At 74.7% G+C, this 24,079-nt stretch carries 21 protein-coding genes and 1 pseudogene; 8 read left to right on the top strand and 14 right to left on the bottom strand.

All coding sequences use genetic code 11. The features are described 5' to 3' along the window. The first annotated feature begins 382 nt into the window (after nucleotides 1–382). A complete protein-coding gene (locus tag J2S46_RS10710) occupies nucleotides 383–2,395 on the top strand; it encodes a PP2C family serine/threonine-protein phosphatase (RefSeq protein WP_191290429.1) in 2,013 nt (670 codons plus the stop codon). Nucleotides 2,396–2,493: 98 nt separating this feature from the next. Here J2S46_RS10710 and J2S46_RS10705 read toward each other — a convergent pair whose 3' ends face one another. Next, complete coding sequence (locus tag J2S46_RS10705) at nucleotides 2,494–3,096, bottom strand: TetR/AcrR family transcriptional regulator (protein WP_191290430.1); 603 nt, start codon at nucleotides 3,094–3,096, stop codon at nucleotides 2,494–2,496. Between the two features lie 161 nt (nucleotides 3,097–3,257). On the opposite strand from J2S46_RS10705, the gene J2S46_RS10700 reads away from it, so the two are divergent. Continuing rightward, nucleotides 3,258–3,482 (top strand): hypothetical protein, encoded by a 225-nt coding sequence (locus J2S46_RS10700; protein WP_191290431.1) that lies wholly within the window; start codon nucleotides 3,258–3,260, stop codon nucleotides 3,480–3,482. Nucleotides 3,483–3,627: 145 nt separating this feature from the next. Continuing rightward, nucleotides 3,628–3,810, top strand: a complete 183-nt coding sequence (locus J2S46_RS10695) for a hypothetical protein (protein WP_191290432.1) — start codon at nucleotides 3,628–3,630, stop codon at nucleotides 3,808–3,810. Between the two features lie 128 nt (nucleotides 3,811–3,938). Here the strand turns inward: J2S46_RS10695 and J2S46_RS10690 are convergent, their stop codons facing one another. Further along, nucleotides 3,939–4,532: a flavoprotein gene (locus J2S46_RS10690; protein ID WP_191290433.1), complete on the bottom strand. Its 594-nt coding sequence runs from the start codon at nucleotides 4,530–4,532 to the stop codon at nucleotides 3,939–3,941. 248 nt (nucleotides 4,533–4,780) lie between these two features. Between J2S46_RS10690 and J2S46_RS10685 the strand changes: the two genes are divergently transcribed. Further along, the gene (locus J2S46_RS10685) at nucleotides 4,781–6,136 is read left to right on the top strand and encodes a glycosyl hydrolase family 28-related protein (protein WP_307349613.1); all 1,356 of its coding nucleotides are present in this window, start codon (nucleotides 4,781–4,783) and stop codon (nucleotides 6,134–6,136) included. A 73-nt stretch (nucleotides 6,137–6,209) separates the two neighbouring features. Here J2S46_RS10685 and J2S46_RS10680 read toward each other — a convergent pair whose 3' ends face one another. The 5 genes from J2S46_RS10680 to J2S46_RS10660 all read right to left on the bottom strand — a co-directional run bounded on the left by J2S46_RS10680 (nucleotide 6,210) and on the right by J2S46_RS10660 (nucleotide 9,990). Then, nucleotides 6,210–6,815 carry a hypothetical protein gene (locus tag J2S46_RS10680; protein WP_191290434.1) on the bottom strand — a complete coding sequence of 202 codons (606 nt, stop codon included), beginning with the start codon at nucleotides 6,813–6,815 and terminating at the stop codon, nucleotides 6,210–6,212. Nucleotides 6,816–7,069: 254 nt separating this feature from the next. Beyond that, nucleotides 7,070–7,546: a hypothetical protein gene (locus J2S46_RS10675; RefSeq protein ID WP_191290435.1), complete on the bottom strand. Its 477-nt coding sequence runs from the start codon at nucleotides 7,544–7,546 to the stop codon at nucleotides 7,070–7,072. Between the two features lie 615 nt (nucleotides 7,547–8,161). Continuing rightward, entirely contained in the window at nucleotides 8,162–8,821 is a 660-nt protein-coding gene (locus tag J2S46_RS10670; RefSeq protein ID WP_191290436.1) for a PASTA domain-containing protein, read from the bottom strand. Nucleotides 8,822–9,068: 247 nt separating this feature from the next. Continuing rightward, nucleotides 9,069–9,446 carry an NUDIX hydrolase gene (locus J2S46_RS10665; protein WP_191290437.1) on the bottom strand — a complete coding sequence of 126 codons (378 nt, stop codon included), beginning with the start codon at nucleotides 9,444–9,446 and terminating at the stop codon, nucleotides 9,069–9,071. A gap of 76 nt (nucleotides 9,447–9,522) precedes the next feature. Next, complete coding sequence (locus J2S46_RS10660; RefSeq protein ID WP_191290438.1) at nucleotides 9,523–9,990, bottom strand: NUDIX hydrolase; 468 nt, start codon at nucleotides 9,988–9,990, stop codon at nucleotides 9,523–9,525. Between the two features lie 160 nt (nucleotides 9,991–10,150). On the opposite strand from J2S46_RS10660, the pseudogene J2S46_RS10655 reads away from it, so the two are divergent. Continuing rightward, nucleotides 10,151–10,348 (top strand): annotated as a pseudogene (locus J2S46_RS10655) (hypothetical protein); the annotation flags it as partial. Nucleotides 10,349–10,558: 210 nt separating this feature from the next. On the opposite strand, the gene J2S46_RS10650 reads toward J2S46_RS10655, so the two are convergent. The 3 genes from J2S46_RS10650 to J2S46_RS10640 all read right to left on the bottom strand — a co-directional run bounded on the left by J2S46_RS10650 (nucleotide 10,559) and on the right by J2S46_RS10640 (nucleotide 14,124). Further along, nucleotides 10,559–11,596, bottom strand: a complete 1,038-nt coding sequence (locus J2S46_RS10650; RefSeq protein ID WP_191290439.1) for an agmatine deiminase family protein — start codon at nucleotides 11,594–11,596, stop codon at nucleotides 10,559–10,561. Nucleotides 11,597–11,695: 99 nt separating this feature from the next. Beyond that, entirely contained in the window at nucleotides 11,696–13,417 is a 1,722-nt protein-coding gene (locus tag J2S46_RS10645) for an urease subunit alpha (RefSeq protein ID WP_370882181.1), read from the bottom strand. Next, nucleotides 13,414–14,124, bottom strand: a complete 711-nt coding sequence (locus J2S46_RS10640) for an urease subunit gamma (RefSeq protein ID WP_191290440.1) — start codon at nucleotides 14,122–14,124, stop codon at nucleotides 13,414–13,416. Before J2S46_RS10640 ends, J2S46_RS10645 begins: the two co-directional genes overlap by 4 nt. Nucleotides 14,125–14,823: 699 nt before the next feature. On the opposite strand from J2S46_RS10640, the gene J2S46_RS10635 reads away from it, so the two are divergent. Beyond that, a complete protein-coding gene (locus J2S46_RS10635) occupies nucleotides 14,824–15,288 on the top strand; it encodes an ATP-binding protein (RefSeq protein WP_229912785.1) in 465 nt (154 codons plus the stop codon). A 441-nt stretch (nucleotides 15,289–15,729) separates the two neighbouring features. Further along, entirely contained in the window at nucleotides 15,730–17,823 is a 2,094-nt protein-coding gene (locus J2S46_RS10630) for a SpoIIE family protein phosphatase (protein WP_191290441.1), read from the top strand. A gap of 91 nt (nucleotides 17,824–17,914) precedes the next feature. On the opposite strand, the gene J2S46_RS10625 is transcribed toward J2S46_RS10630, so the two are convergent. From J2S46_RS10625 to J2S46_RS10610, 4 genes are all read right to left on the bottom strand, one after another. Then, complete coding sequence (locus tag J2S46_RS10625) at nucleotides 17,915–18,982, bottom strand: DUF2637 domain-containing protein (protein ID WP_191290442.1); 1,068 nt, start codon at nucleotides 18,980–18,982, stop codon at nucleotides 17,915–17,917. A 189-nt stretch (nucleotides 18,983–19,171) separates the two neighbouring features. After that, nucleotides 19,172–20,017: a (2Fe-2S)-binding protein gene (locus tag J2S46_RS10620; RefSeq protein ID WP_191290443.1), complete on the bottom strand. Its 846-nt coding sequence runs from the start codon at nucleotides 20,015–20,017 to the stop codon at nucleotides 19,172–19,174. A 99-nt stretch (nucleotides 20,018–20,116) separates the two neighbouring features. Continuing rightward, nucleotides 20,117–20,935 carry a hypothetical protein gene (locus J2S46_RS10615; protein WP_191290540.1) on the bottom strand — a complete coding sequence of 273 codons (819 nt, stop codon included), beginning with the start codon at nucleotides 20,933–20,935 and terminating at the stop codon, nucleotides 20,117–20,119. A gap of 211 nt (nucleotides 20,936–21,146) precedes the next feature. After that, complete coding sequence (locus J2S46_RS10610; RefSeq protein WP_229912786.1) at nucleotides 21,147–21,995, bottom strand: hypothetical protein; 849 nt, start codon at nucleotides 21,993–21,995, stop codon at nucleotides 21,147–21,149. A 357-nt stretch (nucleotides 21,996–22,352) separates the two neighbouring features. Here J2S46_RS10610 and J2S46_RS10605 point away from each other — a divergent pair, with 357 nt between their 5' ends. After that, entirely contained in the window at nucleotides 22,353–24,002 is a 1,650-nt protein-coding gene (locus J2S46_RS10605) for a sigma-70 family RNA polymerase sigma factor (protein ID WP_191290444.1), read from the top strand. Nucleotides 24,003–24,079 lie beyond the last annotated feature (77 nt).

Here is a 24,079-nt window from a genome sequence, read left to right as displayed (position 1 = left end):
CGAGTGAAGCGATGCCCCTCAGGGGTCCCCACTTTCCGGCTCACCCCGTCCGACCAGCCCCGGAATCGGTACCGCTCGGGCAACTCCGGCACAGCGGGACGCTTCGGATGCCGCCCGCTCCCCCCGCGCGCCCCCCATGCCGCTGCGCCGGACCCTCGGCCGACCCGCTCCGCCCACTCGTCCTGACATCCCCCGATCGGTGCGGAGTTGTCCCCGAAACCCGGACACCGTCCGTTCGCACGGGGAGAATGACGTCGAGTCCGGGACGCCCACCGGCTCTCGGCCGGGGGGCCTCGCAGCCTCCGGCCCGAGGCCGGCTGCGACCCGCTCGGCAGAGCCCCCGCGCCCGCCGGGGGACGGCAACACGACCAGGAGCCGCCAGATGACCAACCAGGGCGCAACCGCGCGGCACCGGCCGGAGGACGGCTGGTGGGACGCGGTGTACGAGGGGCCGGCGGGCACCCTCCCGGACACCCCGGGCGCCGTGGCGGGGGAGGGCAGCGTGGACGACTGGTTCGCGACGGCCGCCGGGATGATCGGGCCCCAGCGCACCGGCTCGGAGCCGGGGCAGGCGGCTCCGGAGGGTGAGCCGGCGACGGCGGCCGCGGCCGCGACGGGTGGGCCCGGTCCGGCGGCCCCCGCGGACGCGCCGGCCGGGGGCACGGCCGGCGCGGGCCCCGGCGCGGCGGCACTGCTCAGGGTGGGGAAGCCGACGGACAACCCGGCCGACACTCCGGCCGACACCCCAGCCGGCACTCCGGCCGGCACTCCGGCCGACACTCCGTCCGTCGACCGGGCCGGCACGCCGTCCGGCACCCTCGCCGACACCCCGACGGCCCGGCCGACGGACGCGCCTGCCGACGAGTTGACGGTGCGACCGGCGGAGAAGCCCGCCCGGCCGGAGGACCACAGCCTCGACGACTGGTTCGACACCGCCGTCGGCGTGATCGGCGCCCAGCGGGCGTCCGGTCCTGCGCCGGCCCCCGGCCCGGTTCCGGCGCCGGCCACGGTTCCCGGCCCGCCAGCCGCCCCGGTCCTGCGGACCGAGCCGGCTCCCGTGACACTCGTGACTCCCGCGGCACCCGTGACTCCCGCGGCACCCGAGGAGCCCGCTTCCACCGAGGTCGACGGGACACACCGGTTCCCCGCCCCCTCGTGGGCGGTCGATGCGGCCCCGGTCCGGACGCCCGACCAGGCCGTCGGCTCCGCACCCGAGCCCGAGTCCGAGGTCCAAGTCGTTCCCGAGCCCGAGGAGCTCCCCGAGCCCGAGCCCGTGGGCGTACCGGAGCTCCAACCCGAAGCGGCCTCCGACCCGGATCCTGAACCCGTCCGCGTACCGGAGCCCGTCCCCGTCCCCGTCCCCGTCCCCGCCCCCGTACCCGTACCGCCCGTTGCCGCTCGTTCGTCCGCCCGGGCCGCGTTCGCCGAGCCGGACCCACCCGTGCCGCACGTCGGCGAGCGCCCGCCGACGTACGGCCCCGAGCCCACGGCCGTGCCGCCCGCCGATCCGCAGGACCTGGGGGTGATCGTCCCCGACACGGCGTTGGAGGGGGCCCAGTACGGGGTTTCGACGCTGCGGGCGGTGTCCGTCCGGGGCGACTCGGCCCGGTACCGGGGTGAGCCGCGCCGGGACTCGCTGCTGGTGACCCGGTTCGGGGACGGCCCGGACGGGCTGCTGCTGGCCGCGCTCGGCGGGTTCGGCCGGGTGGACGGGCAGCCGGTGCCGCCGGCGGGGGAGGTCACCGCCGCCACCGCCGAGGCCTGCCGTCAACTGGCGGCCGCGATCGGCCGCAGCCGCGCCGAACTCTCCGCCGACCTGCGGGACGGTGCCCGGGACCGGCTCCGCTACGGGCTCCAGCGCCTGGCCACCAGTGCGTCCGCGCCGCTGCGCGCCGTCGCCGGTCCGGCCCCCGCCCCCCTGCCGGAGGACGCGGATCCGACGGCGCCCGCCGCGGGCGGCGAAGCCCCTGACCCGGCCCAGCCCGGTTCGCTGCACTGCCTGCTGGTCTCGCTCGACCCGGCGGCCTCGTACCGGGCGGCCTTCGGGATCGGCCCGGGCGGGCTCTATCTGCTGCGCTCCGGCCACTGGATCGACGCGTACGCGGCCCGGCTGCTGCACCACCCGGACGGGCGGCCCCCGGTCCCCGAGGCGGCCGGGCCCGATCCGCGTCCGTTCCGGTTCCGCCTGGTCCCGGCCACACCGGGGGACATCCTGCTGCTCTGCACGCCGGGGCTGGCCGGGCCGATCGCGGAGGAGCCGGCCGTGGCGCACTTCCTCGCCTCGCACTGGGCCCACCCGCACCCGCCCGGCACGGTGGACTTCCTGCGGCAGGTGCAGGTCCGGGCGAAGGGCTATGCGGACGACCGTACGGCGGCAGCCGTCTGGACGGAGTGACGGAGTGACGGCGTGACGAAGTGACGGAGTGACGGAGTAGGGGGCGCGCCGGGCGGGCCGAGGGGAGCCCGGCCGCCGGCACCGGCGGCCGGGTGCGCTCAGCGCCTGCCCAGCAGGGCGGCCGCGCCCGCCGCCGTCTGGGCCAGGGCCTCGGCCCGCCGGGCGCCCGGCAGCCCGATCGCCAGCGGTACGGCGAAGCCGTCCAGCAGCGCGCGCAGTCGCACGGCCCGGTCGTGCGCCGGCCCGGGGGCGAACACGCCGGACGCCGCCCCCTCCTCGATCAGGGCGACCAGGTCCGCCTGCCAGGGGGCCTCGATCTCCAGCTGGCCCTGGCGGATCTCCGCGCTGGCCGGCGAGCGTCCCCAGACCTCGACCCAGAGCACCCAGCGCGGGTCCCCGGGGCCCTCCGGCAGGTACAGCCCGGTGTACGCGGTGAGGCGCTCCCAGACGTCGTCCTCGGTACGGGCCAGCGCGGCGCGGCGCCGGCTGCCGAGCTGCTCCTCGCTCCAGCGCAGGGTCTCCAGCAGCAGCTGGTCCTTGCTGCCGAAGTAGTAGAGCAGGTGTCCCGCGCTCATCTGGAGCTGCTTGCCGAGCCCCGCCATGGTGAGCCCGGCGAGCCCGTGCTCCGCGATCGCGGCCCGGGCGACGGCGAACACCTCCTCGCGGGGGCGCGCCGGGCGGCGCGGCCGGGGGTCCGCCATCTGCTGCTCTCCTCCTGAGGGGCCGGGTCAGGTCCCTCACGATACGTGGCCGCCCGGCCCGGCCGGACGGGTGCCGGCGCGGGGCGGCCCTCGTGCCGCCCGGTTCGGCCGGGCGGTGGGGCGGGTACTCAACGGGTGACGGACAACCCGAGGGGGCCGCCGTGCTCACCATGATTATTTTCGTCGCAGCCCTGGGCGCAATGGCCGCCGGGCTGGCCGGCTACCTGGTCGCCCGCCGGGGCGGTTCCACCGAGAACCTCGACGGCCTGCTCGCCGAACAGGCGCGGAGTGCCCAGGCCCGCGCAGCCCGGGCCTCGTTCAGCTCGATCGCGATGCACAGCACGTACGGGCTGACGACCGATCAGCTGGGCAAGTACGACAAGTAGCCACGGAGAGTGCGTTCACGACCCAAGTACGCCGGTCGTGAGCCCCCGGCGCGGCCGGGACGGTTCACCCGGCTCCGGCTCGCCTCCCCGCGAGGATGCGCCGATACCTGCCACGGAACCCGCACTCGTCCCCGAGAGGCCAACCGTGACCTGGCTCCGCATCCTCACCGCCGCCGCCATCCTCCTGGGCGCCGCCAGCGTGGTGGCGGTCTTCGCGCTCTGCACGTCCGCCGCCAAGGGGGACCGCGACGCTGCGCCCGAGCCCGACACCGAGACCGCCGCGCGGGAGAGCGGCCTGTTCGCGAGTCCGGAGGAGCACCAGCCCTGAGGCGGGCCGGCCCAGGCCGCTCCTCCACCCTTCCCGGTTCCTGCCGGCCGACGTCCTGTCAGCCGCGTTCCCACCGAGCGCTGCCCTACGACCGCGTTCCTACCGAGCGCTGTCCTACGACCGCGTTCCTACCGGTCGATTTCCCGCCCGCCGCGCCGTCCGGCGCGCTCCACGGCGGCGAGGGCCGCCGCCCACGGGAAGCCGGCCGCACCCGCACCGGACGGCGGTGGCGCGAGCCCGTCCGCCGCTGGGCCGTCAGCCGGGAGGCCGTCCGCGTTGGGGAGCAGCTCGACCCCGGCCTCCCGCAGCGTCGCCAGGCTCCGCCCGTACTGCGGATGGGCGGCCAGCGCGCCGTTCACCCGCGGCACCGCGACCAGGGGCACACCCTTGCCGATCGCCTCCGCCGCGTGGCCCACCACCCAGTTGTCGGTGATCCCCAGGGCCCAGCAGTTCAGGGTGTTGAAGGTCGCCGGGGCGACCAGCACGGCATCGGCGGCCGGCCAGGGTTCCGGGTCCCCGGGGCGCCGGAACCTGCTCTTCACCGGGTGGCCGGTCGCCTCCGCCAGCGCGTCCAGGTCGTCACGGAGCCAGTCGGCCGCCGTCGGGGTGAGCCCCAGGCAGACGTCCCAGCCCAGGTCCCGGGCATGCACGATCGCCGCCCGGACACCCAGCACAGGCTCCGCGCCGGATCCCAGCAGATGGAGGACGCGATCAGTCGGCATGAGCCCCATGCAACAGGCCCCTCGCCCGCCCGCGCAAGGCGTCGCCCTGGGGCGGCCGGGACGGCGCCTGCGCGGACGGGGCCTGCGGGGCGGGATCCGCGCCCGCGCGGGGTGGGGTTGGGCCGCCGGCGACGGCCCCACCGGCTTTGTGGACAAAGCGGCTTGACGACCGCTCACCGTCGCTGCGATCTTGTCGCGAGCCGCGTGGCAGCATCGCCACGAGGCCGCGGACAACGGGAGGAACAGCAGTGATCACATCGGGTACCTCGGGGGACAGCACGCGGCGTCGGGCCCTGCTCGCGGGCGCCGTCGCGGGGCTGACAGGTGTCGCGATGACCGCGGGGGCGCAGCCGGCCTCGGCGGCCACCGGCTCGCCGGACTGGTTCGACGTGAAGCAGTACGGCGCGGTCGGCAACGGCTCGACCGACGACACGGCCGCGGTCCAGGCCGCGATAACCGCCGCCGCCACGGCCGGCGGCGGCACCGTCTACTTCCCCGGCGGGAAGTACCTGGTGACGCCGGCCGGCGGCACTCCGGCGCTGACCGTCGGCGGCAACGGGGTCCGGCTGGTCGGTGCGAGCAGCAAGGCCGCGACCCTGGTCAAGGGCGGCAACGGGATCCTGCTGCGGATGTCCGGAACGGGACCCGACCCGAGCGGGGCCTCGCACCGGCGCTACTGCGCGATCGAGGACCTCGGCTTCAACGGCAACCACCGCACCGGCCTGTTGCTGGAGCTCTACTACAACGACAACTGCTACTTCCGCGACCTCTACATGTCGAGCAACGACGACCTGTGCATCGACGGCGTGGAGTTCTGGGACTCCCGCTTCTACAACCTGGTCGTCGAGTCCTGCACCGGCCCGGCCGGCAGCACCACCCAGCCCAACGTCTGGCTGCGCAACAACTCGGCCACCGCCGGCTGGGGATCCAGCACCGACAACGTCAACCAGATCCACTTCGTCGGCTGCCGCTTCGAGGCCTTCGGCACCGGCGCGCTCTGGATCACCCAGGGCCCGGTGGCGGGCAACAACCCCAACGGCATCTACATCACCGACTGCAAGTTCGAGACCTCCCAGATGCAGGGCGGACCGCACCTGAAGATCGACGCCTCCTGCAAGCACGTGTACGCCACCAACGTCTACGCCTTCGCGGGCGGGTTCGCGGCCGGCTGGACCACCCCGCAGAACATCATCGCCTGGGCCGGCATGAGCAGCGCCCTGGAGAACGTCCTGATCGCCAACCGCACGACGGCGACGATCAATTCGGGCGTCGACCTGTACGCGGGGCCCGGCACCACCGCCGTCCTGCGCAACGTGGTGGGGGCGTACATGGCCAGTCCGACCGGCAGCCACATCTACTACGAGAGCTCCAGCGCCGGCGACTTCCGGGTGGAGAACAGCTACGGCAACAGTGGCAGCCAGCAGGGCGGCACCATTCCCACCAAGCACCAGCCGAACCCGCCGCTGCGCCTGGTCGCCGGCCCCGTCAGCGACGCCTCCTTCACCCGCACCCCGCCCGACGGGACCCTCGCGGTGGACAGCGTCAACAAGCGCCTCTACGTCCGGGTCGGCGGCGCCTGGACCTGGACGGCGCTCAACTCCTGACCGACCCGGCCGGGTCGTGCGCAGGGCCGCAGGGCCGCAGGGCAAGGACGCCACGGCCCTGCGCACGACCGGCTCAGGCGATCGCGCGCCCGTACGCGGACGCCTGCTCGGTCGTCAGGAGGTGCGACACCCGCACCACCACCGTCCCGTTGCGGAAGATGTAGTCGGGGGTCAGCAGCGAGCCCATGGCCTGCTGCCCCTGGTCGATGTAGTCGGCCCAGCCACGCGCGTCCTCGGGCGTGGCGAAGATCTCGACGGTGCCGCCGTAGGAGATGGAGTCGCGCCGGCCGCGCGACTCGTCCTCCTTGGCCTTCGGGAGGCCGCTGACCCTGCTGTCGTCGAAGGCGCTCTTGCTGACGTACTGGTGCGGTCGTCCGAGCTTGCCGTTGGGGTCGGTGGTGCCGTCGTAGGTGACGGTCAGTTTCACGGTGGGGATCACCCTGATCAGTTGCTGGGTGACGGCGGCCGCGTCCAGGGCCGCCAAGGGTCTGCTGGTGCCGGTGGCGGCCCCGGCCTGGCCGGTCGCGGCCGCCACCGGCGCGGGCGGCGCCGCGGCGGACGGGGCGGCGGAGCATGCCGCCGTGGCCGCGAGCAGGGCGGTGACGGCCGGGAGGGTCAGGGCGCGGAGGGTCAGGGCGCGGAGGGTGCCGGGTCGGACGGTGCGGACGTGAACGGGCATGAGGGTCCCCTGGTGCGGTCGTCGGGTACGGAGGGCGTTCCTGGCGGGGGTCTTCGGGCGCGGCGCGGGGCGCCGAGTGCGGGGCATCGGGCTCCGGGCGGGGCGGTCCGGGATCCTCGGCCGGATGGAGTCGGATGCGGCCGGCCCGGACCGAATATGAAGACCGGTCGGTTCAGGAGGTCACTGGTGCTCTGCGGCCGGACCGGAGGCGGTGCGCCCCGGTCCGGCTGAGGGACGCGGTGCCGTGGGCGAGATCAGTACGTGGGACAGAGGTTCGCGTGGACGACGTCCAGGATCAGTGACGCCTTCTCGGGCCCGAACCCGTCCGGGTGCTTGGCGGAGGTGAAGCGCTGCCCGGTGAGGTCGACCAGCCGTTGGCGGTCGTTGGGCCAGGTGCCGATCGAGGTGCACTGGTCGCGGCCGCGGCTGACGGCGCGGTCCGGCTTCTTGTCGACGATCTCGGGATCGATGGCGGTCAACGCGGCGATGTACCTCGCGGTGGTGGCGGCGTCCGGAGTGGGCGGGGGGCCACCGGGGACGGAGGCCGGCGCGCCCGGGGTGAGCGCGGCCGCCGCCGACGGCGCCGCGGCGGCCGTTCTGGTGGCCACCGGCGTGGCGGCCGCCGGCTCGGCTGCGGGGGTCGCCGGTGCACCGCTCGCACAAGCGGTGGCGCCCAGCGCGAGTGCGGCGGTGAGGGTGAGGCGGGTGAGGGTGGTGGTGCGGGTCTGCATGATCCCCCTTGTGAGGCGGGTGGTGGGCGAGGGGGACGGTATCGCTCGACCGGCCGTCCGGACGGGCGAGTTGCCGAGCCGTGACCGAGCCTTGCCGAAACCGACCTCTGGTGCCGACCTTCGGAACCACCCGCCGGGATGTCCGAAGTGACCACTGTTGCCGCCCTGTTCGTCGCCGAACCCCGCTCGGCTTCGAAGCCGGCGTGCGGGGAGCCGCACCGCTCTGCTGCCCGGCGTCCCGATCCGCCCGGGAGCCCTCGCTCCCTGCCCTCCGCCGGCTTCCTCGCCCCCGGCCGGGGACGCTGCCCGGTCCGGTTACGCGAACGGCCCGAGCCGGCCCGAGCCGGCCCGAACCGGGCCGCGCCGGGGCACTTCGGGAAGTGCCCGGGCGGCTCGACCCCGGCTCGATTGACATCGGCTCGGAGCGATGGGGGAGTTGACCGATCAAGAACCTGTCGGCCGTTGCCACCCAGGGCGAAGGTGAGTTGGTCCCGGCCGGCCACTCCCAGGTGGAGCAGACTCACGCCGATCGGGATGGACCGGATAGCCGACAGGCTCGGTGTCGGCACTTCTGGGGGCTTGGTCGTGCCTTCGGCGTGCCCGGTCGTAGCTCGGTCAGGGGCACTTCTCGGTGAACTTCACGACCTTCAGCGCCACCGGCTGCCCGGTCAGCTCGGCGCCGGCGGCCGGGTCCTGCGAGCACACCTGCCAGTTGGACTCCACGAGCACCATGCGGCTCTGCCCGGACGCGTCCTGCACGGTGAGCGACGTCGACTTGTCGAGCGCGGCCCGGGCGACGGAGGCGGCCTTGCCCTTGAAGTCGGGCATGGTGGCGCCGGCCTTGGGCTGCGGGGCGGTGCCTTGGTCGGCGGCGGGGCAGGTCTCGTCGAGCTTGACGGCGCCGAGGTCGACCTTGGTGTCGGTCGCCTGCCGGCCGGGTGCGGGTGTCTGGGTACAGACCTTCCAGTTGCGGTCGTCGATCTGGTTGCGGGCGCGGCCGAGCGCGTCGTGCGAGGTGAGGGTGTAGAAGCCGGCGGCCTGGGACGCGTCTTGGGCGCTCTGGAGTCCCTTGCCGACGAGGTTGGGCAGCTCGGCCTGCTTGGGCGCCGCGGCGGCCGGCGGGGTGGTTGCGGCCGGTGCGGCGGGGGGTGCGTCGCTGGCCGGGGGAGCTGCTGCGGGGGCGGTCTTCGCCGTCGAGCTGGTGGCGACAGGGTCGCAGGCGGCGAGGCCGAGTACGGCGGCAGTGGCGATGACTGCGATGGTGGTGCGGCGCATTGTGTCCCCTGGGCTGGATGGTCAGGGGGCGAACCTATTGGGGGTGCGTCTGACTACTGGTCAGGAGTGCCGACCTGTGACCCCGTAGTTACTGAGACGGCATCTCCGCAGCTCGCGCGGCGTCCTTCAGTGCCTGCTCCGTCACCGGGTGACAGCCTTCGGCAAGGCCTGCCGCATGGCGGGGTGCTGTCGAACGGCTGCGGCCGCGGTGCCGCACGGCGTGATCGTAGGCGCCGGCCCTGACAGATCAGCGGACGTCGGAGCCCGTGCCGCCCAGCAGCCGGTGGGGCCCGAGGTAGTAGGACAGGGCTGCGAGCGACGGCCCGTCCGGGACTTGGCCCGCGGCGAGGAGCTTGACCACGTCGGCCTCGGTGAGCCACTCCACCCGGGAGGCCTCGCTGCGGTCGGTCGGCTCACCGACGTACGCGCAGCCGGTGATGTGGAAGGAGCGGACGTGCATGGTGGAGATCCCGGCCAGGGCGTCGTACTCGACCAAGGGAAGGACCCGTCCGGGCCGCCACCCCGTCTCTTCCTCGACCTCCCGCGCGATGGCCACGGCCGGGTCCTCCCCGGGTTGGGCCCATCCGGCGGAAACCTCCCAGCCCCATCGGCCGGTCCACTCCATCAGGGACTCCTCATGCGTGGGTGACGCCGCAGGTCCGACTCTCTCATGCTGGATGCGAGTCGCTGCACCTGAACGCTCAGGCGACGACGGGACCCTGACCACGACGCCAGTCCGTGATCCGCTTGCGGACACCGGCCACCATCGGCAGCCCGTCCGTCTCCGCCGGCGTGAACCACGCCACCTCGTGCGACTCGTCCGAGATCCGCAGTTCGCCGCCGACCGGGCTCCCGAGGAGGCAGATCGAGAATTCCTGCCGGACCTCGCCGTCGTCGTACGCGAAGACGTGCCCGGGGTTGGAGTAGGTGCCGACGATGCCCGTGATCTCCACGGTGATGCCGGTCTCTTCCCACGTCTCCCGGATGCCGCAGGCGGCCAGCGACTCGCCGAGCTCCATCTTCCCGCCGGGCAGAGCCCACATGCCGTTGTCGGTGCGGCGCTGGAGCAGGACCCGTCCGTCGTCGTCGACCACCACGACGGACGCGGCGGGCACCAGGCTGTTCGGTGCGGGCGCATCCGGGTCGTCCTCGTAGTCACGCCTCGGCATGCTGCACCCCCACCTTCCGGACGTCATGGCTCAGGTCCCACGGTACGTTCGTGCGCCCCCGCGAACAGGTCGAACATACCGTCGTCCGTGGCCCCCGTGGATGCGTCACGAGCTCGTCCTGCCCGACGCGCCGGGCAGTAGCAGCGGGGCCTTCGTGTCGTTGTCGGAGCGGACCGCGACCGGATGCGGATACCCGCTCGCCGTCAGGGACTTCGACCTGCCGGGGGTACCCCGGCACACCTTCGTGGCGCAGTTCGGTGCGGTCGTCGCCGGAGGCCGGGGCCACCGTGAGACGTTCCAGGTGCTCCGGCCAGGCTTCGACCTGTCCGAGGAGCGCGCGAAGCGGGCCACCGCCGGGAACCGGACGGTGCGGGTCCTCCGAACGCGAACGGCCGGAGTCGGGCCGTACCGAGGCACTTCGGGCAGTGCGCGGACGGGTCGACTCCGGCTCGATTCGGATCAGGCGGGAGCGATGTGGGAGTTGGTCTCCGGGTGCGCCGGTCGGTGCCGGGTTCGGTGACTCCCGAGAAGGCCGGCCCGCCGGTCGGTGGGCCGGCCCGTACGCTCGTCAGGGCTTCGGCTGCTGCTGGGTGATGCAGTGGATGCCGCCGCCGTTGGCGAAGATCTCGCGGGCGTCGACGAGTTCGACGGTGCGGCCGGGGTAGGCCTCGCCGAGGATGTCGGCGGCCGCCTGGTCGCGGGGGTCGCCGAAGGCGCAGAGCACGACGGCGCCGTTGGCGACGTAGTGGTTGATGTAGGAGTAGTCGACCGGCTCGCCCTCCTCGTCCAGCAGGACGGTGGGGGCGGGCAGTTCGATGACCTCCAGCTGGCGGCCGGCGGCATCGGTGGAGGTGCGCAGGATCGCCACCAGCTCCTTGCACACCTCGTGGTCCGGGTGGGCGGGGTCGGGCTGGACGTGGGCCACCACGACGCCGGGGCGGACGAAGGAGGCGACGATGTCGATGTGGCCGCGGGTGCCGAACTCGTCGTAGTCGCGGGTGAGTCCGCGCGGCAGCCAGACGGCCTTGGTGGTGCCCAGCTGCGCGTGCAGTTCGGCCTCCACCTCCTCCTTGGTCCAGTCGGAGTTGCGGCCCTCGCCGAGCTGCACGGTCTCCGTGACCAGGACGGTGCCCTCGCCGTCGACGTGGATGCCGCCGCCCTCGTTGATCAGGCGGGAGGCGAAGCGCTGCACGCCGGACAGGCCGGTGATGGCCTCGGCGATGTGCTGGTCCTTCTCCCAGCTGGCCCAGGACTGCGCGCCCCAGCCGTTGAACACCCAGTCGGTGGCGGCGATCCCGCCCTTGCCGTCGGTGAGGAAGGTGGGGCCGATGTCGCGCATCCAGGCGTCGTCCAGCGGGCGCTCGACCAGCTCGACCTGCTCGGAGACGTACTTCCTGGCGTCCTCGCTCTCGCCGGTGTTGACGATCAGCGTCACCGGCTCGTAGCGGACGATGGTGTTGGCGACCTCGGCCCAGGCGAGGCGGGCGGCGTGCAGGTGCTCGGCGCTGTCGAAGGTCTGGTTGGTGGTGGGGAAGGCCATCCAGGTGCGGTCGTGCGGGGCCCATTCCGCGGGCATCCGGAAGCCGAGCGAGGCAGGAGTGGTCATGAGGGTGAAGTCCTATGCGGTGGGGGAGGGTTGCGGCGGCCCGTGGGACGGGCCGCCCGGGGCGGCGGTGCCGGGCCGGGGCCGCGGTGGGTCCGGGGGCTACAGGAAGTACAGGCGGCTGAGCGAGACGCTGTCGGCGGGCTCGGAGCGGATGGGGGAGCCGTCGAGCGAGACCAGGCCGGTCTCGGCGACCTGGACGTCCCCGATCCGGGCGTTGCGCACCATGGTGCGCGGGCCGATGCCGCGGGTGTTGCGGACGGCGACGCGGCGGCGGCGGGTGGGCATGGTGTCGGCTGCCTTGTCGAGGTAGGCGCCGTCGGCGGCGGCCCGGGCGACGAAGGCGACCGAGATGTCGGCGGCGGTGGCGCCGTGGGCGCCGAACTGCGGTCCGAGGACGAGGGGTTCGCAGCGGTCGGTGGAGGCGTTGGGGTCGCCGGTGACGCCGTAGGCCGGGAATCCGGACTTCAGGACCAGTTGGGGTTTGGCGCCGAAGTGGTCGGGGCGCCACAGGACGATGTCGGCCAGCTTGCCGACCTCGATGGAGCCGACCTCGTGGGCGAGGCCGTGGGCGAGGGCGGGGTTGATGGTGAGCTTCGCGATGTAGCGCAGGACTCGTTCGTTGTCGTCGCCGCTCTCGGTGGTGCCGTAGGAGCCGGTGCCGTCCAGGGGGCCGAGTTCGGTCTTCATCTTGCCGGCCATGGCGAAGGTGCGGCGCACGGTCTCGCCGGCGCGGCCCATGCCCTGGGCGTCGGAGGAGGTGATGCCGATGACGCCGAGGTCGTGCAGGACGTCCTCGGCGCCCATGGTGCCGGCGCGGATGCGGTCGCGGGCCATCGCGGCGTCGCCGGGCAGGTCGACCTTGAGGTCGTGGGCGGAGACGATCATCCCGAAGTGCTCGCCGAGCGCGTCGCGGCCGAAGGGCAGGGTGGGGTTGGTCGAGGAGCCGATGACGTTGGGGACGCCGGCCATCTTCAGGACGTTGGGGACGTGTCCGCCGCCGCAGCCCTCGATGTGGAAGGCGTGGATGGTGCGGCCCTCCAGCACGGCGAGGGTGTCCTCGACCGAGAGGCATTCGTTGAGGCCGTCGGTGTGCAGGGCGACCTGGACGTCGTACTCCTCGGCGACCCGCAGGGCGGTGTCCAGGGCGCGGGTGTGGGCGCCCATGTCCTCGTGCACCTTGAAGCCGGACGCGCCGCCCTCGGCGAGTGCCTCGATCAGCGGCGCCGGGTCGGAGGAGGAGCCCCGGCCGAGGAAGCCGATGTTGACCGGCCAGGCGTCGAAGGCGTTGAAGGCGTGGCGCAGGGCCCAGGGGGAGTTCACCCCGACGCCCCAGACCGGGCCGAACTCCTGGCCGATGATCGTGGTGACGCCGGATGCCAGCGAGGCTTCCATGATGCGTGGGGACAGCAGGTGGACGTGGGTGTCGACGGCGCCGGCGGTGGCGATCAGGCCTTCGCCGGAGACGATGGTGGTGCCGGTGCCGACGACCACGTCGACGCCGTCCAGGGTGTCGGGGTTGCCGGCCCGGCCGATCGAGGCGATCCGGCCGTCGATCAGGCCGATGGAGGTCTTGCGGATGCCCTGGATCGCGTCGATCACCAGGACGTTGCTGATCACCACGTCGCAGGTGTCGCGGACGGCCGCGGCCTTGAGGTGCAGGCCGTCGCGCGCGGTCTTGCCGAAGCCGGCCAGGAACTCCTCGCCGGGCTCCTGCGAGTCGGACTCCACCCGGACGATCAGGCCGCTGTCGCCGAGCCTGATCCGGTCACCGGCCCGCGGACCGTGCACCGCGATGTAGTCGTGCGGGGTGATGGCGGTCACGACTCGACCTCCGTGTCGTCGAAGTTGGTCAGGTACCCGGTCGCGCGGGCCTTGGCCAGGGCGGCCTCCTTGGCGCCGGGCGCGTCCAGCGGCCCGTCGACCAGGCCGGCGAAGCCGATCGCGACCCGCGCGCCACCGACCGGCACCAGCCCGACCTCCACGGTGGCGCCCGGGTCGAAGCGCACCGACGATCCGGCCGGGACGGCCAGGTGGGTGCCGTACGCGGCGGCGCGGTCGAAGGCGAGGCGGGGGTTGGCCTCGAAGAAGTGGAAGTGCGAGGTGACCGAGATCGGTACCGCGGAGGTGTTGTGGACGGGCAGCACCACCGTCTCCTCCACCGGGTCGTAGCCCTCGCCGGACCCGATCAGCGCGCCGCCGGGGGCGTCGTCGCCGAGCGAGCCGCCGCCCTTGAAGGGGTCGTTGACGACGGCGAGCCGGGTGCCGTCCTCGAAGACCGCCTCCACCTGGACGACGGTGACCACGTCGGGGACGCCGGGCAGCACGTCCTCGGCGGTGAGCACGCTGCGGCCGGCCTCGATCGCCTCGGCGAGCCGGCGGCCGTCCCGGGCGGCCTCGCAGACGGTGTCCGCGATCAGGGCGTGCGCCTCGGGGACGTTGAGGCGTACGCCCCTGGCACGGCGGGTGCGGGCCAGTTCGGCTGCTGTGAAGATCAGCAGCCGGTCCCGCTCGGTGGGGGTCAGTCGCACGGTTCCTCGCTCGCGGTCGCCGGGGTGCCGGGGTGGTGGTCGGTGTGTGCGGGTCGGGTGGTCGGCCGGTGGTCGGGTGGCGCCGGGTCCGGCCCGGGCCGAAGTTAGAACGACGTTCAAACTTCTCCTTGTCATTGAACCCGGCCGGGGCCGCCCTGTCCAGCCTCGCCCGGAGCGGGCGCCCGGCCGGGCCCGCCGGCCCGCCCCGAGGTCGGCTCCGTCCGGCGGTGGCCGGGCCGGCCGGACGGGCCCGGCCTCGGGCTACCAGCGTTGCCCGCCCGGCGGCCGGGGGTGCGGGCGCCGCGCCGAAGGGGTCCGCCCGGTCCGCCTTCGACGGGCCCGGCGGGCACTCGTTTGCCGTAGCGGGACCCCGCCCGTCGTCCGCCGGGCGCCCGGCGGCCCCTCCCGAGGGGGCGCCGGGGGCTCGTCCGCGTCGCAAACCTGTCCGAGGCCGGTGGTTGGATCACGGCAACCCGTTCGAGCCCCTTTCACCCCATGTGATCGGACGCACACTGTTGCAAAGCGCCTCAGCTGGGCATGAGGATGAGTGTCGGCAATCAGGGCGGCCCGCCCGGCGGGGGATCCGGTACGGGCGTTCGACGAAGGCGGGGGCGTGTGGTGATGGACGGTCAGGCGCGATTTCCGCGACAGCGGACCGGTTCGGGGTCGTGGAAGGGCCCCGGTGACACCCTCGGGTACGTGGCCCCCGGCGGCGGGCCGAGCGGGCGCGCGCTACCGGCCCGGCCGGCCGAGCAGGGGACGCCGGCGCCCGACTGCGCCCTGCACCGCAGACTGCACCTGCCGCTGGACGCGGCCGACCTGGTCGCGGTGGGCGCCGTCCGCAGCCGGTTGCGGGCCGCGCTCGACCAGTGGGGTGTGCCCGAGCTCGCCGACACCGCCGAACTGCTGACCTCCGAGCTGGTCACCAACGCGCTCCTGCACACGGGGCAGGGCGCGGTGTTCGACGCCGTGCTCACCGCGGACCTGCGGCTGCGGATCGAGGTCCAGGACGGCACCGCCCGGCTGCCCCGCCGTCGGGATCCGGTCGCCGAGTACGCCACCTCCGGCCGCGGGCTGCTGCTCGTCGAGGCGCTCGCCGACGACTGGGGCGTGCAGCTGCGCGGCGACGGCAAGGTCACCTGGTTCGAGTTGGCATATTCCTGAGCGGTTCGGGCGCGCCCCGACCCGGCGGCCGTTTCGGCTGTTCGGGGAGTTCCGGGAGCCTGCGTACACCCCCGGCCATTCGCCGCCGTTCGCCGTCGAACGAAATATTCCCGGGCCGTCGGCATTGCCGCTCTGCCGAACATTAGACAGGATGGTGGGAACGTGTGCCCGGGAACGGTACCCGGCGGGGAGATCGAGCCTCGACCGTCCGCCGTCCGCCCGGGCCACCTCCTTCAGTACGACCACCACCACCACACGGTCATGCGGCCCGTCCGGACGGGACGGCATGGCAGCGGCAGGAGCAGCATGGCCACAGAGCCCGAGCCACAGGGGCCGGGGCTTCCCCCCGCTCCGTCCGCGGCCGGGTCCGGTCGCGGACGCCCGCCCGCCCAGGCGGTCCGCAGGCACGCCCTGCACAGCGCGCCCGGCCGGCTCGCGCCGATGGTGTCCGCAGGCCTGCCCACCACCTCCGGGGACTCCACCCCGGACTGGCTGGAGCCGGCGATGGCGGCCAACGGCATCGGCTCCTTCGACTGGGACATCCGCCGGGACGTCCTGGAGGGCGACCACCGGGCCTGCGCGATCATCGGCCTGGAGAAGAGCCGGTTCGACAGCTCCTCCGCCTCCTTCCTGAGCCTGCTGCACCCCGAGGACGCGCCCGTGGTGCGCCGCCGGGTCGAGCGGGCCGTCGCCGAGCTGGGGCAGTGCGGCGCCTACTACCGCACGGTCGGCCCGAACGGCAGCATGCGCGCCGTCCGGTTCCGCGGCCGGGTGCTGGCCGACGCCTTCGGCCGGGCCTCGCGGATGGTCGGCTTCGTCTGGGACGCCACCGTCGAGCTGCACAAGCGGGACCGCGCCGACCGGATGGCGCTGCTGCGCGAGGAGCGCTCGCGGTTCATCAAGGAGGCCGCCCGGGCGCTGTCCGAGGCGGTCACCGTCAGGGACGTCGCCCGGGTCTTCACCGAGCTGCCGCTGCCGGGCCTGCCGCCGGACGGCCTGGTGCTGGCGGCCCAGGAGGCCGGCCGGGTGCAGATCCTCGGTGCCAGCGGTTACCGCCCCGACGAGATGGCCGTCCACGACCGCTCGCTGCTGCCGGCCGGGCACCCCGCCGCCGAGGCGATCCGGCTGCGCGCGCCGGTCTTCATCGCCAGCCGTGAGGAGTACCGCGAGCGCTACCCCGAGACCTGGGGGCCGGTCAGCGCCAGCAGCCGCAGCGCCTGGGCGTTCCTGCCGCTGGTGGCCAGCGGCCGCCCGATCGGCGTCTGCCTGGTCAGCTTCGACGACGACCGGGAGCTGGACGCCGACGAGCGGACCCTGCTCTCCACCCTGGGCGGCCTGGTCGCCCAGTCGCTGGCCAGGGCCCGCCTGCACGACGCCGAGCACGAGCTGGCGGCGGGCCTGCAGCGGGTGATGCTGCCGCGCACCGTCCCGTCGATCCCCGGGGTCTCCACGGCGGTCCGCTACCTGGCGGCCGGTTCGGGCCTGCAGATCGGCGGCGACTGGTACGACGTGGTGCCGCTGCCCGGCGGGCACGTCGGGCTGGTGATCGGCGACGTCCAGGGCCATGACGTGCACGCCGCCGGGATCATGGGGCAGCTGCGGATCGCGCTGCGGGCGTACGCGGCCGAGGGGCACCCGCCGGCCGCCGTGATGGCCCGGGCCTCGCGCTTCCTCGCCGACCTGGACACCGACCACTTCGCGACCTGCACCTACGCCGAGGTGAACGTCGACTACGGCGTGGTCTACGCGGTGCGGGCCGGCCACCTGGACCCGGTGGTCCGGCGGGCCGACGGCTCGACCGCCGTGCAGCCGGTGGCGGGCGGGCTGCCGCTCGGGATCGCGCCGGACGAGGAGTACCGGGTCACCCGGTTCAGCCTCGACCCGGGCGAGACGGTGCTGCTCTGCACCGACGGTCTGGTGGAGTCCCGCACGATGGACCTGGACACCGGCTTCAGCCGGCTCTGCCACGTGCTGTCGGGCGAGATCCCGGCCCGCGGCGAGTCGGCCCGGGACCCGCTGGAGGACCTCGCCGACCGGGTCGCCTCCCAGTCCGCCGACTCCAGCGAGCGCGAGGACGACATAGCGCTGCTCCTGCTGCGCTGGGACGGCCCGGAGGGCGGCCTCGCCGCCCAGCAGCTGCGCCGCCGGATCGGCCAGGCGGACCTGGCCCGGATCGCCGAGGTGCGTGCCGAACTGCGCGACGCGCTGCGGCGCTGGGGCGTCGCCGACCTGGTGGACACCGCCGAGCTGCTCGCCTCCGAGCTGGTCACCAACGCCATCCGGCACACCGACCGGGACGCGATGTTCACCGCCCGGCTCTACCGGGAGCCGGGCACCGACCGGGCCCGGCTGCGGGTCGAGGTGGAGGACGAGTCGGACCTCTGGCCGACCCGCCGCACACCGGGGGAGCAGGCCTCCTCCGGGCGCGGCCTGATGCTGGTGGAGGCCCTGTCGGACGGCTGGGGCGTGGAGCCCCGGGGCACCGGCAAGCGGATGTGGTTCGAGCTCTGCGCGGCGGGCCCGGAAGCGGCCTGACCCCTGGTCGGCCCGCGGTCGTCGGGCCGGCCACGGTGGGCGGCCCGACGACCGCGGGCCGGAGCGCGGCGCCGGGCGGGCCGCGGCGCCGTCAGCCGAACTGCTGCTCAAGGTCCTTGAGCTTCTGCTCCAGCGAGTCCAGCCGGGGCAGGGTCACGGTGTCCTCGTCGGCGGTGAGGTCGATGGTCCGCCGGCCGGGTCGCACCGGCAGGCCCGGCTGGAGCACGGTGCCCTCCGCCGCCGGGGCGGGCCGGCCGTCCGTCCGTGCGTCCGGCGCCCCGGCCGGGCCCGACGGCGTCGGCGCGTCCGGCCCCGCTATCGCGGACTCCGATCCGGATCCGGACTCCAGCTGCCGGGCCGCCCCGCGGGGGCGCCAGACGCTGTGCGTCCGGTTGATGGCGCGGATCTCGGCGCGCTCGCGCCGGCTGGCCAGCCGCTGACGCTCCCGGTTGGCGGCCGCCTCCCGTTTGTCGTCCCGGACCTCCTCGACCGCCTCGTCCAGGCTGCGCACGCCCTCCAGCAGCATCAGCGACCAGGCCGCGTAGGTCTCGCGCGGGGCCCGCAGCCAGCGGACGATGCGGATCTGCGGCAGCGGACGGGGCACGAGGCCCTGCTCGCGCAGGGCCGCCACCCGGGTCTGCTTCAGCGCCCGGTCGAAGAGCACGGCCGCCGAGAGCGACATCCCGGCGAAGAACTGCGGGGCGCCGGCGTGGCCGAAGCCGCGCGGGGCGTGCACCCAGTTGAACCAGGCGGACGCGCCGGCGAACAGCCAGACCAGCAGTCGCGAGCCGAGGGCGGCGTCGCCGTGGCTGGCCTCGCGGACCGCCAGCACCGAGCAGAACATCGCCGCGCCGTCCAGGCCGAACGGCACCAGGTACTCCCAGCCCCCGGAGAGGTTGAGGTTCTGCACGCCGAAGCCGACCAGGCCGTGGAAGGAGAGCGCGGCCGCGACGGCGGCGCAGCAGAACAGCAGGGTGTAGGAGGCGGCGCCGTAGAGCGATTCCTTGCGTCGCCGCCGCTCCTCGGAACGCTCCCAGGAATCGCCGCCGACCGTGCCGGCGGAGCCCCTGCTTCGAGCGAAAGCCACCAGCACGGCGCTGATCACGAGCGCTGCCACGCCGCTGACGGCCCAGCCCAGTGGTATGTCGGACAGTTTCATCGCCTGAACCAGCCTCGCTTTCCTGCGTAGTGACGGCGGGACCATCATGGCGGATTACGCGGTGCGGTACGGCTGATTTGCTGTCAATGCGCTGAGGAGGGGGATTTCTGACGGAAAATAAAGCGCATCGTATGACTAATTCGGTGCGCTATTTCCTGGAAATTGGGCCTCTCGGCCCTGTTCCGGTCGTCAACATCGTGCGACCCGGGGGCAACCCGTGCACGAATCCGCCGGGCGGACGGTGTACAGCAGGCAGCAGCCCGCCCGGGTCCGGGTCCGGACCGGGGACGAACCGTCGCGCTCCTCGAACCGGAAGCCCGTCCCCGCGAGGAAGGGCGCCGTCCGCGCCCCGGCGTGCTCCGGCAGCAGCGACCGGAGCGCGTCCACGGCGCGCTCCTCCTCGCCGAGCGCCGCGGACACCTGCCACAGGCCCTCCACCACCGCGTCCGTCGCGCAGGCCCACAGGGTGCGCGGGCCCCGTCGCACCTCGGGCCGGAACACCGCCAGGACGGGCGTGAAGTGCTCGGTCAGAGCCGCCAGCAGGCGCTCCCGCAGCGCCGCCTCGTCCGCCACCACCAGCGCGCCGGGCAGGCCTGCCGCCGGATCCTGCGGCAGGCAGAAGAACGCCCCCGGCTCGGCGGTCAGCTCGCCGGTGTCGCGCCGCAGCGAGAGCGCCTCGGGTGCCAGCACCGGCACCCGGCGCTCCAGCAGCCAGGGCAGCGTGAACAGCAGCCCGACCGGCCAGCAGTAGCGGTGCAGGCAGAATCCCGCCGCGACGTCCGGGCGCAGCGCGGTGCCGTACCGGTCCAGGCCGTCGCGCACGTCGAAGTCGATCAGCTCGCGCAGCCCCGCCGGATCGTGCAGCAGCTGCGCGCCGCTCACCCAGCCGCCGCCGCTCCGGGGCGGCCCGTGGTGCACCCGTAGGGTCGGGAACGCCTCGCCCAGCCGGGCGTGGGCCAGGGCGAAGGGCGCGGCGGCGGCCCGGTCGGGGGCGGCGGGCGGTGACGGGCGCGGCTCGATGCTGCTCACGGTCATGGGCGGGCCCTATCGGGTCGACCGGAGCTCGGGGGAGCCCGGGAACGGCAAGGCTGACCCGGCCGGGGCGCTGCTCCCCCCGGCCAGGTTAGGCTCACCTTAGCTGATGGCATCCCCCGCTTCCTGCCCGATGCGGCCGTCCGGGGGAGTACCCGGCGCGGGGACGGCGCTCAGCTGGCGCGCGAGCCAGACCGGTACGCCCCCGAGCGCCTGGACCAGCCGTGCCGCCTCCGCCCGCAGCCGGGCCGCCTCGGCGGGCTCCGACACCTCGGCGAGGGCGGCCAGTGCCGGCGCCACCCCGACCGTGAAGCCGAGTTGCTCGCGCAGCTCCAGCGAGGCGGCGAACCCCTCCCGGGCGCGCGCGGTGTCCCCGCCCGCCAGCGCCAGCGCGGCCAGGTGCCGCCAGGTGTACGAGGTCAACAGCTCGTCACCGTGCGCCCGCGCGCCGTCGTGCGCCCGCCGGTAGGCGATCCAGGCCGCCGTCGGGTCACGCAGCAGGTTCTCCGCCACCAGCCCCCGGCGGAAGTCCAGTAACGGACGCCCGGGAGCGTCCGGCGGCAGCAGGGCGGACGTCCGGCCGAGCGCGGCCTGCGCCTCGTCCAGCCGGTCGCGCGGGCCCAGCACGCTGGCCACGTAGGCCAGGAACCCGCGCGCGCAGGAGGCCCCCGCGCGCTGCTCCGCGGTGGCCACACCCGCCTCGGCCAGCCGCAGGGCCTGCTCGGCCTGCTGCCAGTGCGAAGCGGTGAACATGCACTGCTCGATGAGGAGTTCGGCCATTTCCAGGGCCACGGTGGGATCGTGCTCGGCGGCCGGGCGCAACAGTTCCGCGGCCTCCTGCCAGCAGGCCCTCGAGCGCAGCCGCCACACGGTGCCCCCCGGCTCCTGCGGAGCCCGTCCCCCTCTGTCCCAGCCCCCCAGGGCCCTTCCGTGCTCCGACAACGCCACCTCCTTGTGTGCGCCATCCAGACAAGCCGGACTGTCAGCAGCCGGGGCTGCTGTGGCGGCAATTCAACACGGGGGTGAGCTTGTGCACCAGATCACGAGCGTCATTGATTTGGACCGGCCCGCCGCGGCCGGCCCTGCGCCGGCGCATCCGAGGGGGCGCGCGGGTCGCCGTGCCGCGCCCGGGTCAGGAGGTCCAGCCGGTCTCCATCAGCGACTCCGCCGCGCCGTTCGCGGGCTGCGGGACACCCGCCGGGTCCAGGCTGAACAGGGCCACCAGCAGCTGCTCGCCACGGACCGTCGCCTGGTGGGAGTACCCGGCCATGGTGAACATGGCCGCCGCCATCTCCTCCGCGTGCAGGGTCTGCAGCCAGAGGCACTCGACGCACTTCACGTCCGCCGGCTCCGTCCAGACGTCCACCTGGGCGACCATCCGCCGGCCCAGCAGGGTCACGCCGTCGCGTTCCTGGGCCTCCGTCAGTTCCAGGTCGTCGAAGCCCAGCCACTCCAGGTACCGCGCGGCGGTGAAGACCGCGTCCTGCGAGGTGTGCACCGGCTGGGGGTGGAACGGCGCGCGCTGCTGCCAGTGCCCCTGCGGCGGGACCTGCGGCATGGCGGGCGGCGCCGGGACGGGCGGACTGTACGGGCGGGCGGCCTGCGGGCGGGTGCCCTGCGGGCCGGTGCCGGCGGCGCCCGGCAGGCGGGTCGCCCGGTCGACCGGGAGCCTTACGGTGGCGCCGCAGTTGCAGGTGAACTCGGGCTGGGGCCACTGGTCGGAGCGGCCGCAGTGCGGGCAGCGCATGCTCAGCCAGGAGTCCTCCCAGGACCGGAACCGGACCTGCACCGGCACCCCGCCGCGCAGCAGCGGCACCTTCAGCGACGCCCCGCAGGGACAGGGCAGCGACGGAGGCTCGTACAGGTGCTCGCGGCGGCAGGCCGGGCAGCGGATCGCCTGCGCGCCGCCGACGCCACCGCCGTGGCCCTGCGGCGCCGGGTCGCGGCCGGTGAAGTCGTCGGGCAGTGACAGTCCGGACATGGCGGGCACCGTCCGTTCGGTTCGGCATGGAAGTCCCCCCGGCCGGAGACCGGGGGAAGGTCGCCTCCCATGCTCCCCGATCCACCCCTGCCTTGGCACGGAATGACGCAATCCTCAGGGAGAGATCAGGGGTACACGCTCGGTGACGTACGCGCCTGGGACGACCCCGGCCGGCGGCGTCTCCGTCCGTGGAGGGACGACCCGGGCCGGGCCCGGCCCCACCCGTCGGGGACCGGCCACCGGGGACCCCGCGGCCGGTCCCGGCACAGCCGTGCGGTTTCCTGTTATCCCGCCGGGTGGCAGGGGTCTCCGAGGGGTGCGGGGGTGTCAGGGGTCGGAGAGCTGAGGACGGTGCTGATGCAGGCGCGAACGGGGACACGGGCGCAGCTGGGCGACGCGGTCGGGACGGCGGTGGTCGTCGCGGCGCAGGCCGGTGACGAGCGTGCCAGGGAGCGGCTGGTGGCCGCCTACCTGCCGCTGGTCTACAACGTGGTGGGCCGGGCGCTGGACGGTCACGCGGACGTGGACGACGTGGTGCAGGAGACCATGGTCCGGGTGATCGGCCGGCTCGACGGCCTGCGCGACCCGTCGGCCTTCCGGTCCTGGCTGGTGGCCGTCGCCATGAACGAGGTCCGCAGGCGCTGGTCGGCCCGCCAGCAGGCCGGCCTGACCGGGCTGGACGCCGCGGAGGAGGTGCCGGACCCGGGCGCGGACTTCGTGGACCTCACCATCCTGCGGCTCGGCCTGTCCGGGCAGCGCCGCGAGGTCGCCGAGGCGACCCGGTGGCTGGACGACCGCGACCGGGACCTGCTCGCCCTGTGGTGGCTGGAGACCGCCGGCGAACTCACCCGCGCCGAGCTGGCCGAGGCCCTGGAACTCTCCCCCCAGCACGCGGCCGTCCGGGTCCAGCGGATGCGCGAGCAGCTGGAGGCCGCCCGGGTGGTGGTGCGGGCCCTCGCCGCCGAACCGCGCTGCGCGGAGCTCGACGCGCTCACCGAGGCCTGGGACGGCAGCCCCGCCGCCCTGTGGCGCAAGCGGATCGCCCGGCACGCCCGCGCCTGCGCCGCCTGCGCGGGCCACCGGCGCGGTCTGATGCCCGCCGAGGGCCTGCTGGCCGGCCTCGGCCTGCTGCCGTTGCCGCACCACCCGGGCGGCTACCTGCCGACGGCCGCGCAGTCCGGCGCGCCGGGCGGGGACGGTACCGCCGGCGGCGGGGACGGTTCGGCCGGGAGCGGTGGCGGGGACGCGGGTCCGGGCGGCGGCGCGAGCGGCTCTCCCGGGCGGGACCACGGTGCACAGGGCCAGGGTGGACAGGACCCCGGTGCGCAGGGCGGCGCGGGCCACGGCGGTCACGGCAACGGCCACGCTCCCGGCCGCCGGCGGCGCCGGACCGGCCGCGCGGTCGGCTCCGCGGTCGTGGTGCTCGCGCTCGGCGCCGCCGTCCTGGGCGCCCTGCGCGCGGCCCCCGAGCCGGAAGCCGCGCCGCCGCCGGTGGCCGCCGCGCCGCCCTCGCCCTCGCCCGCACCGGTGACGGAGACGGCCTCCCCGCAGCCGGTCGAACCCGTCCCGGTGGTCGTGCCCCCGGTCTCGGCGACGCCGAGTCCCACCCCGAGCCCCACCGCGCGGACCGTCGAGCAGCAGATGGCGGACCGGATCAACGTCACCCGGGCCAAGCGCGGCTGCCCCGCCCTGAAGATCGACCCGCGGCTGCACAGCGCGGCGCAGAAGCACTCCGAGGACATGGCGGCCCGGAACTACTACGACCACGTCGACCCGGACGGCGGCCGGGCCGACGGCCGGATCACCGCCAGCGGCTACCGGTGGAGTCTGTGGGGCGAGAACATCGACCGGGGCCGGAAGGGTCCGGACGCGGTGGTGGACGACTGGATGGACGGTGCCATCCACCAGGACAACATGCTCGACTGCCGGTACACCGCGATGGGGCTGGGCACGGCGCCGAGCCCGGCCGGCACGCTGTGGACGCTGGACCTCGGCGCCTCCCGCTGATCCGGCCGGCTCCTCGCCCGTACCGTCCAGCCGTCCGGTCCCGTCCCGTCGGCCGCTCGCGCCCCGCCCGTGCGCCC

It is taken from the genome of Kitasatospora herbaricolor, assembly GCF_030813695.1.
Lineage (GTDB): Bacteria > Actinomycetota > Actinomycetes > Streptomycetales > Streptomycetaceae > Kitasatospora > Kitasatospora herbaricolor.
The sequence above is the reverse complement of the archived record's forward strand: the minus strand, read 5'-3'. Positions and strand labels throughout refer to the sequence as shown.

What these genes read in the sequence shown, in the direction of transcription:
- J2S46_RS10710 (WP_191290429.1), top strand. Translation starts at nt 383, where the DNA reads ATGACCAACCAGGGCGCAACCGCGCGGCACCGGCCGGAGGACGGCTGG.
- J2S46_RS10705 (WP_191290430.1), bottom strand. Translation starts at nt 3,096, where the DNA reads ATGGCGGACCCCCGGCCGCGCCGCCCGGCGCGCCCCCGCGAGGAGGTG.
- J2S46_RS10690 (WP_191290433.1), bottom strand. Translation starts at nt 4,532, where the DNA reads ATGCCGACTGATCGCGTCCTCCATCTGCTGGGATCCGGCGCGGAGCCT.
- J2S46_RS10680 (WP_191290434.1), bottom strand. Translation starts at nt 6,815, where the DNA reads ATGCCCGTTCACGTCCGCACCGTCCGACCCGGCACCCTCCGCGCCCTG.
- J2S46_RS10675 (WP_191290435.1), bottom strand. Translation starts at nt 7,546, where the DNA reads ATGCAGACCCGCACCACCACCCTCACCCGCCTCACCCTCACCGCCGCA.
- J2S46_RS10670 (WP_191290436.1), bottom strand. Translation starts at nt 8,821, where the DNA reads ATGCGCCGCACCACCATCGCAGTCATCGCCACTGCCGCCGTACTCGGC.
- J2S46_RS10665 (WP_191290437.1), bottom strand. Translation starts at nt 9,446, where the DNA reads ATGGAGTGGACCGGCCGATGGGGCTGGGAGGTTTCCGCCGGATGGGCC.
- J2S46_RS10660 (WP_191290438.1), bottom strand. Translation starts at nt 9,990, where the DNA reads ATGCCGAGGCGTGACTACGAGGACGACCCGGATGCGCCCGCACCGAAC.
- J2S46_RS10650 (WP_191290439.1), bottom strand. Translation starts at nt 11,596, where the DNA reads ATGACCACTCCTGCCTCGCTCGGCTTCCGGATGCCCGCGGAATGGGCC.
- J2S46_RS10630 (WP_191290441.1), top strand. Translation starts at nt 15,730, where the DNA reads ATGGTGTCCGCAGGCCTGCCCACCACCTCCGGGGACTCCACCCCGGAC.
- J2S46_RS10625 (WP_191290442.1), bottom strand. Translation starts at nt 18,982, where the DNA reads ATGAAACTGTCCGACATACCACTGGGCTGGGCCGTCAGCGGCGTGGCA.
- J2S46_RS10620 (WP_191290443.1), bottom strand. Translation starts at nt 20,017, where the DNA reads ATGACCGTGAGCAGCATCGAGCCGCGCCCGTCACCGCCCGCCGCCCCC.
- J2S46_RS10610 (WP_229912786.1), bottom strand. Translation starts at nt 21,995, where the DNA reads ATGTCCGGACTGTCACTGCCCGACGACTTCACCGGCCGCGACCCGGCG.
- J2S46_RS10605 (WP_191290444.1), top strand. Translation starts at nt 22,353, where the DNA reads ATGCAGGCGCGAACGGGGACACGGGCGCAGCTGGGCGACGCGGTCGGG.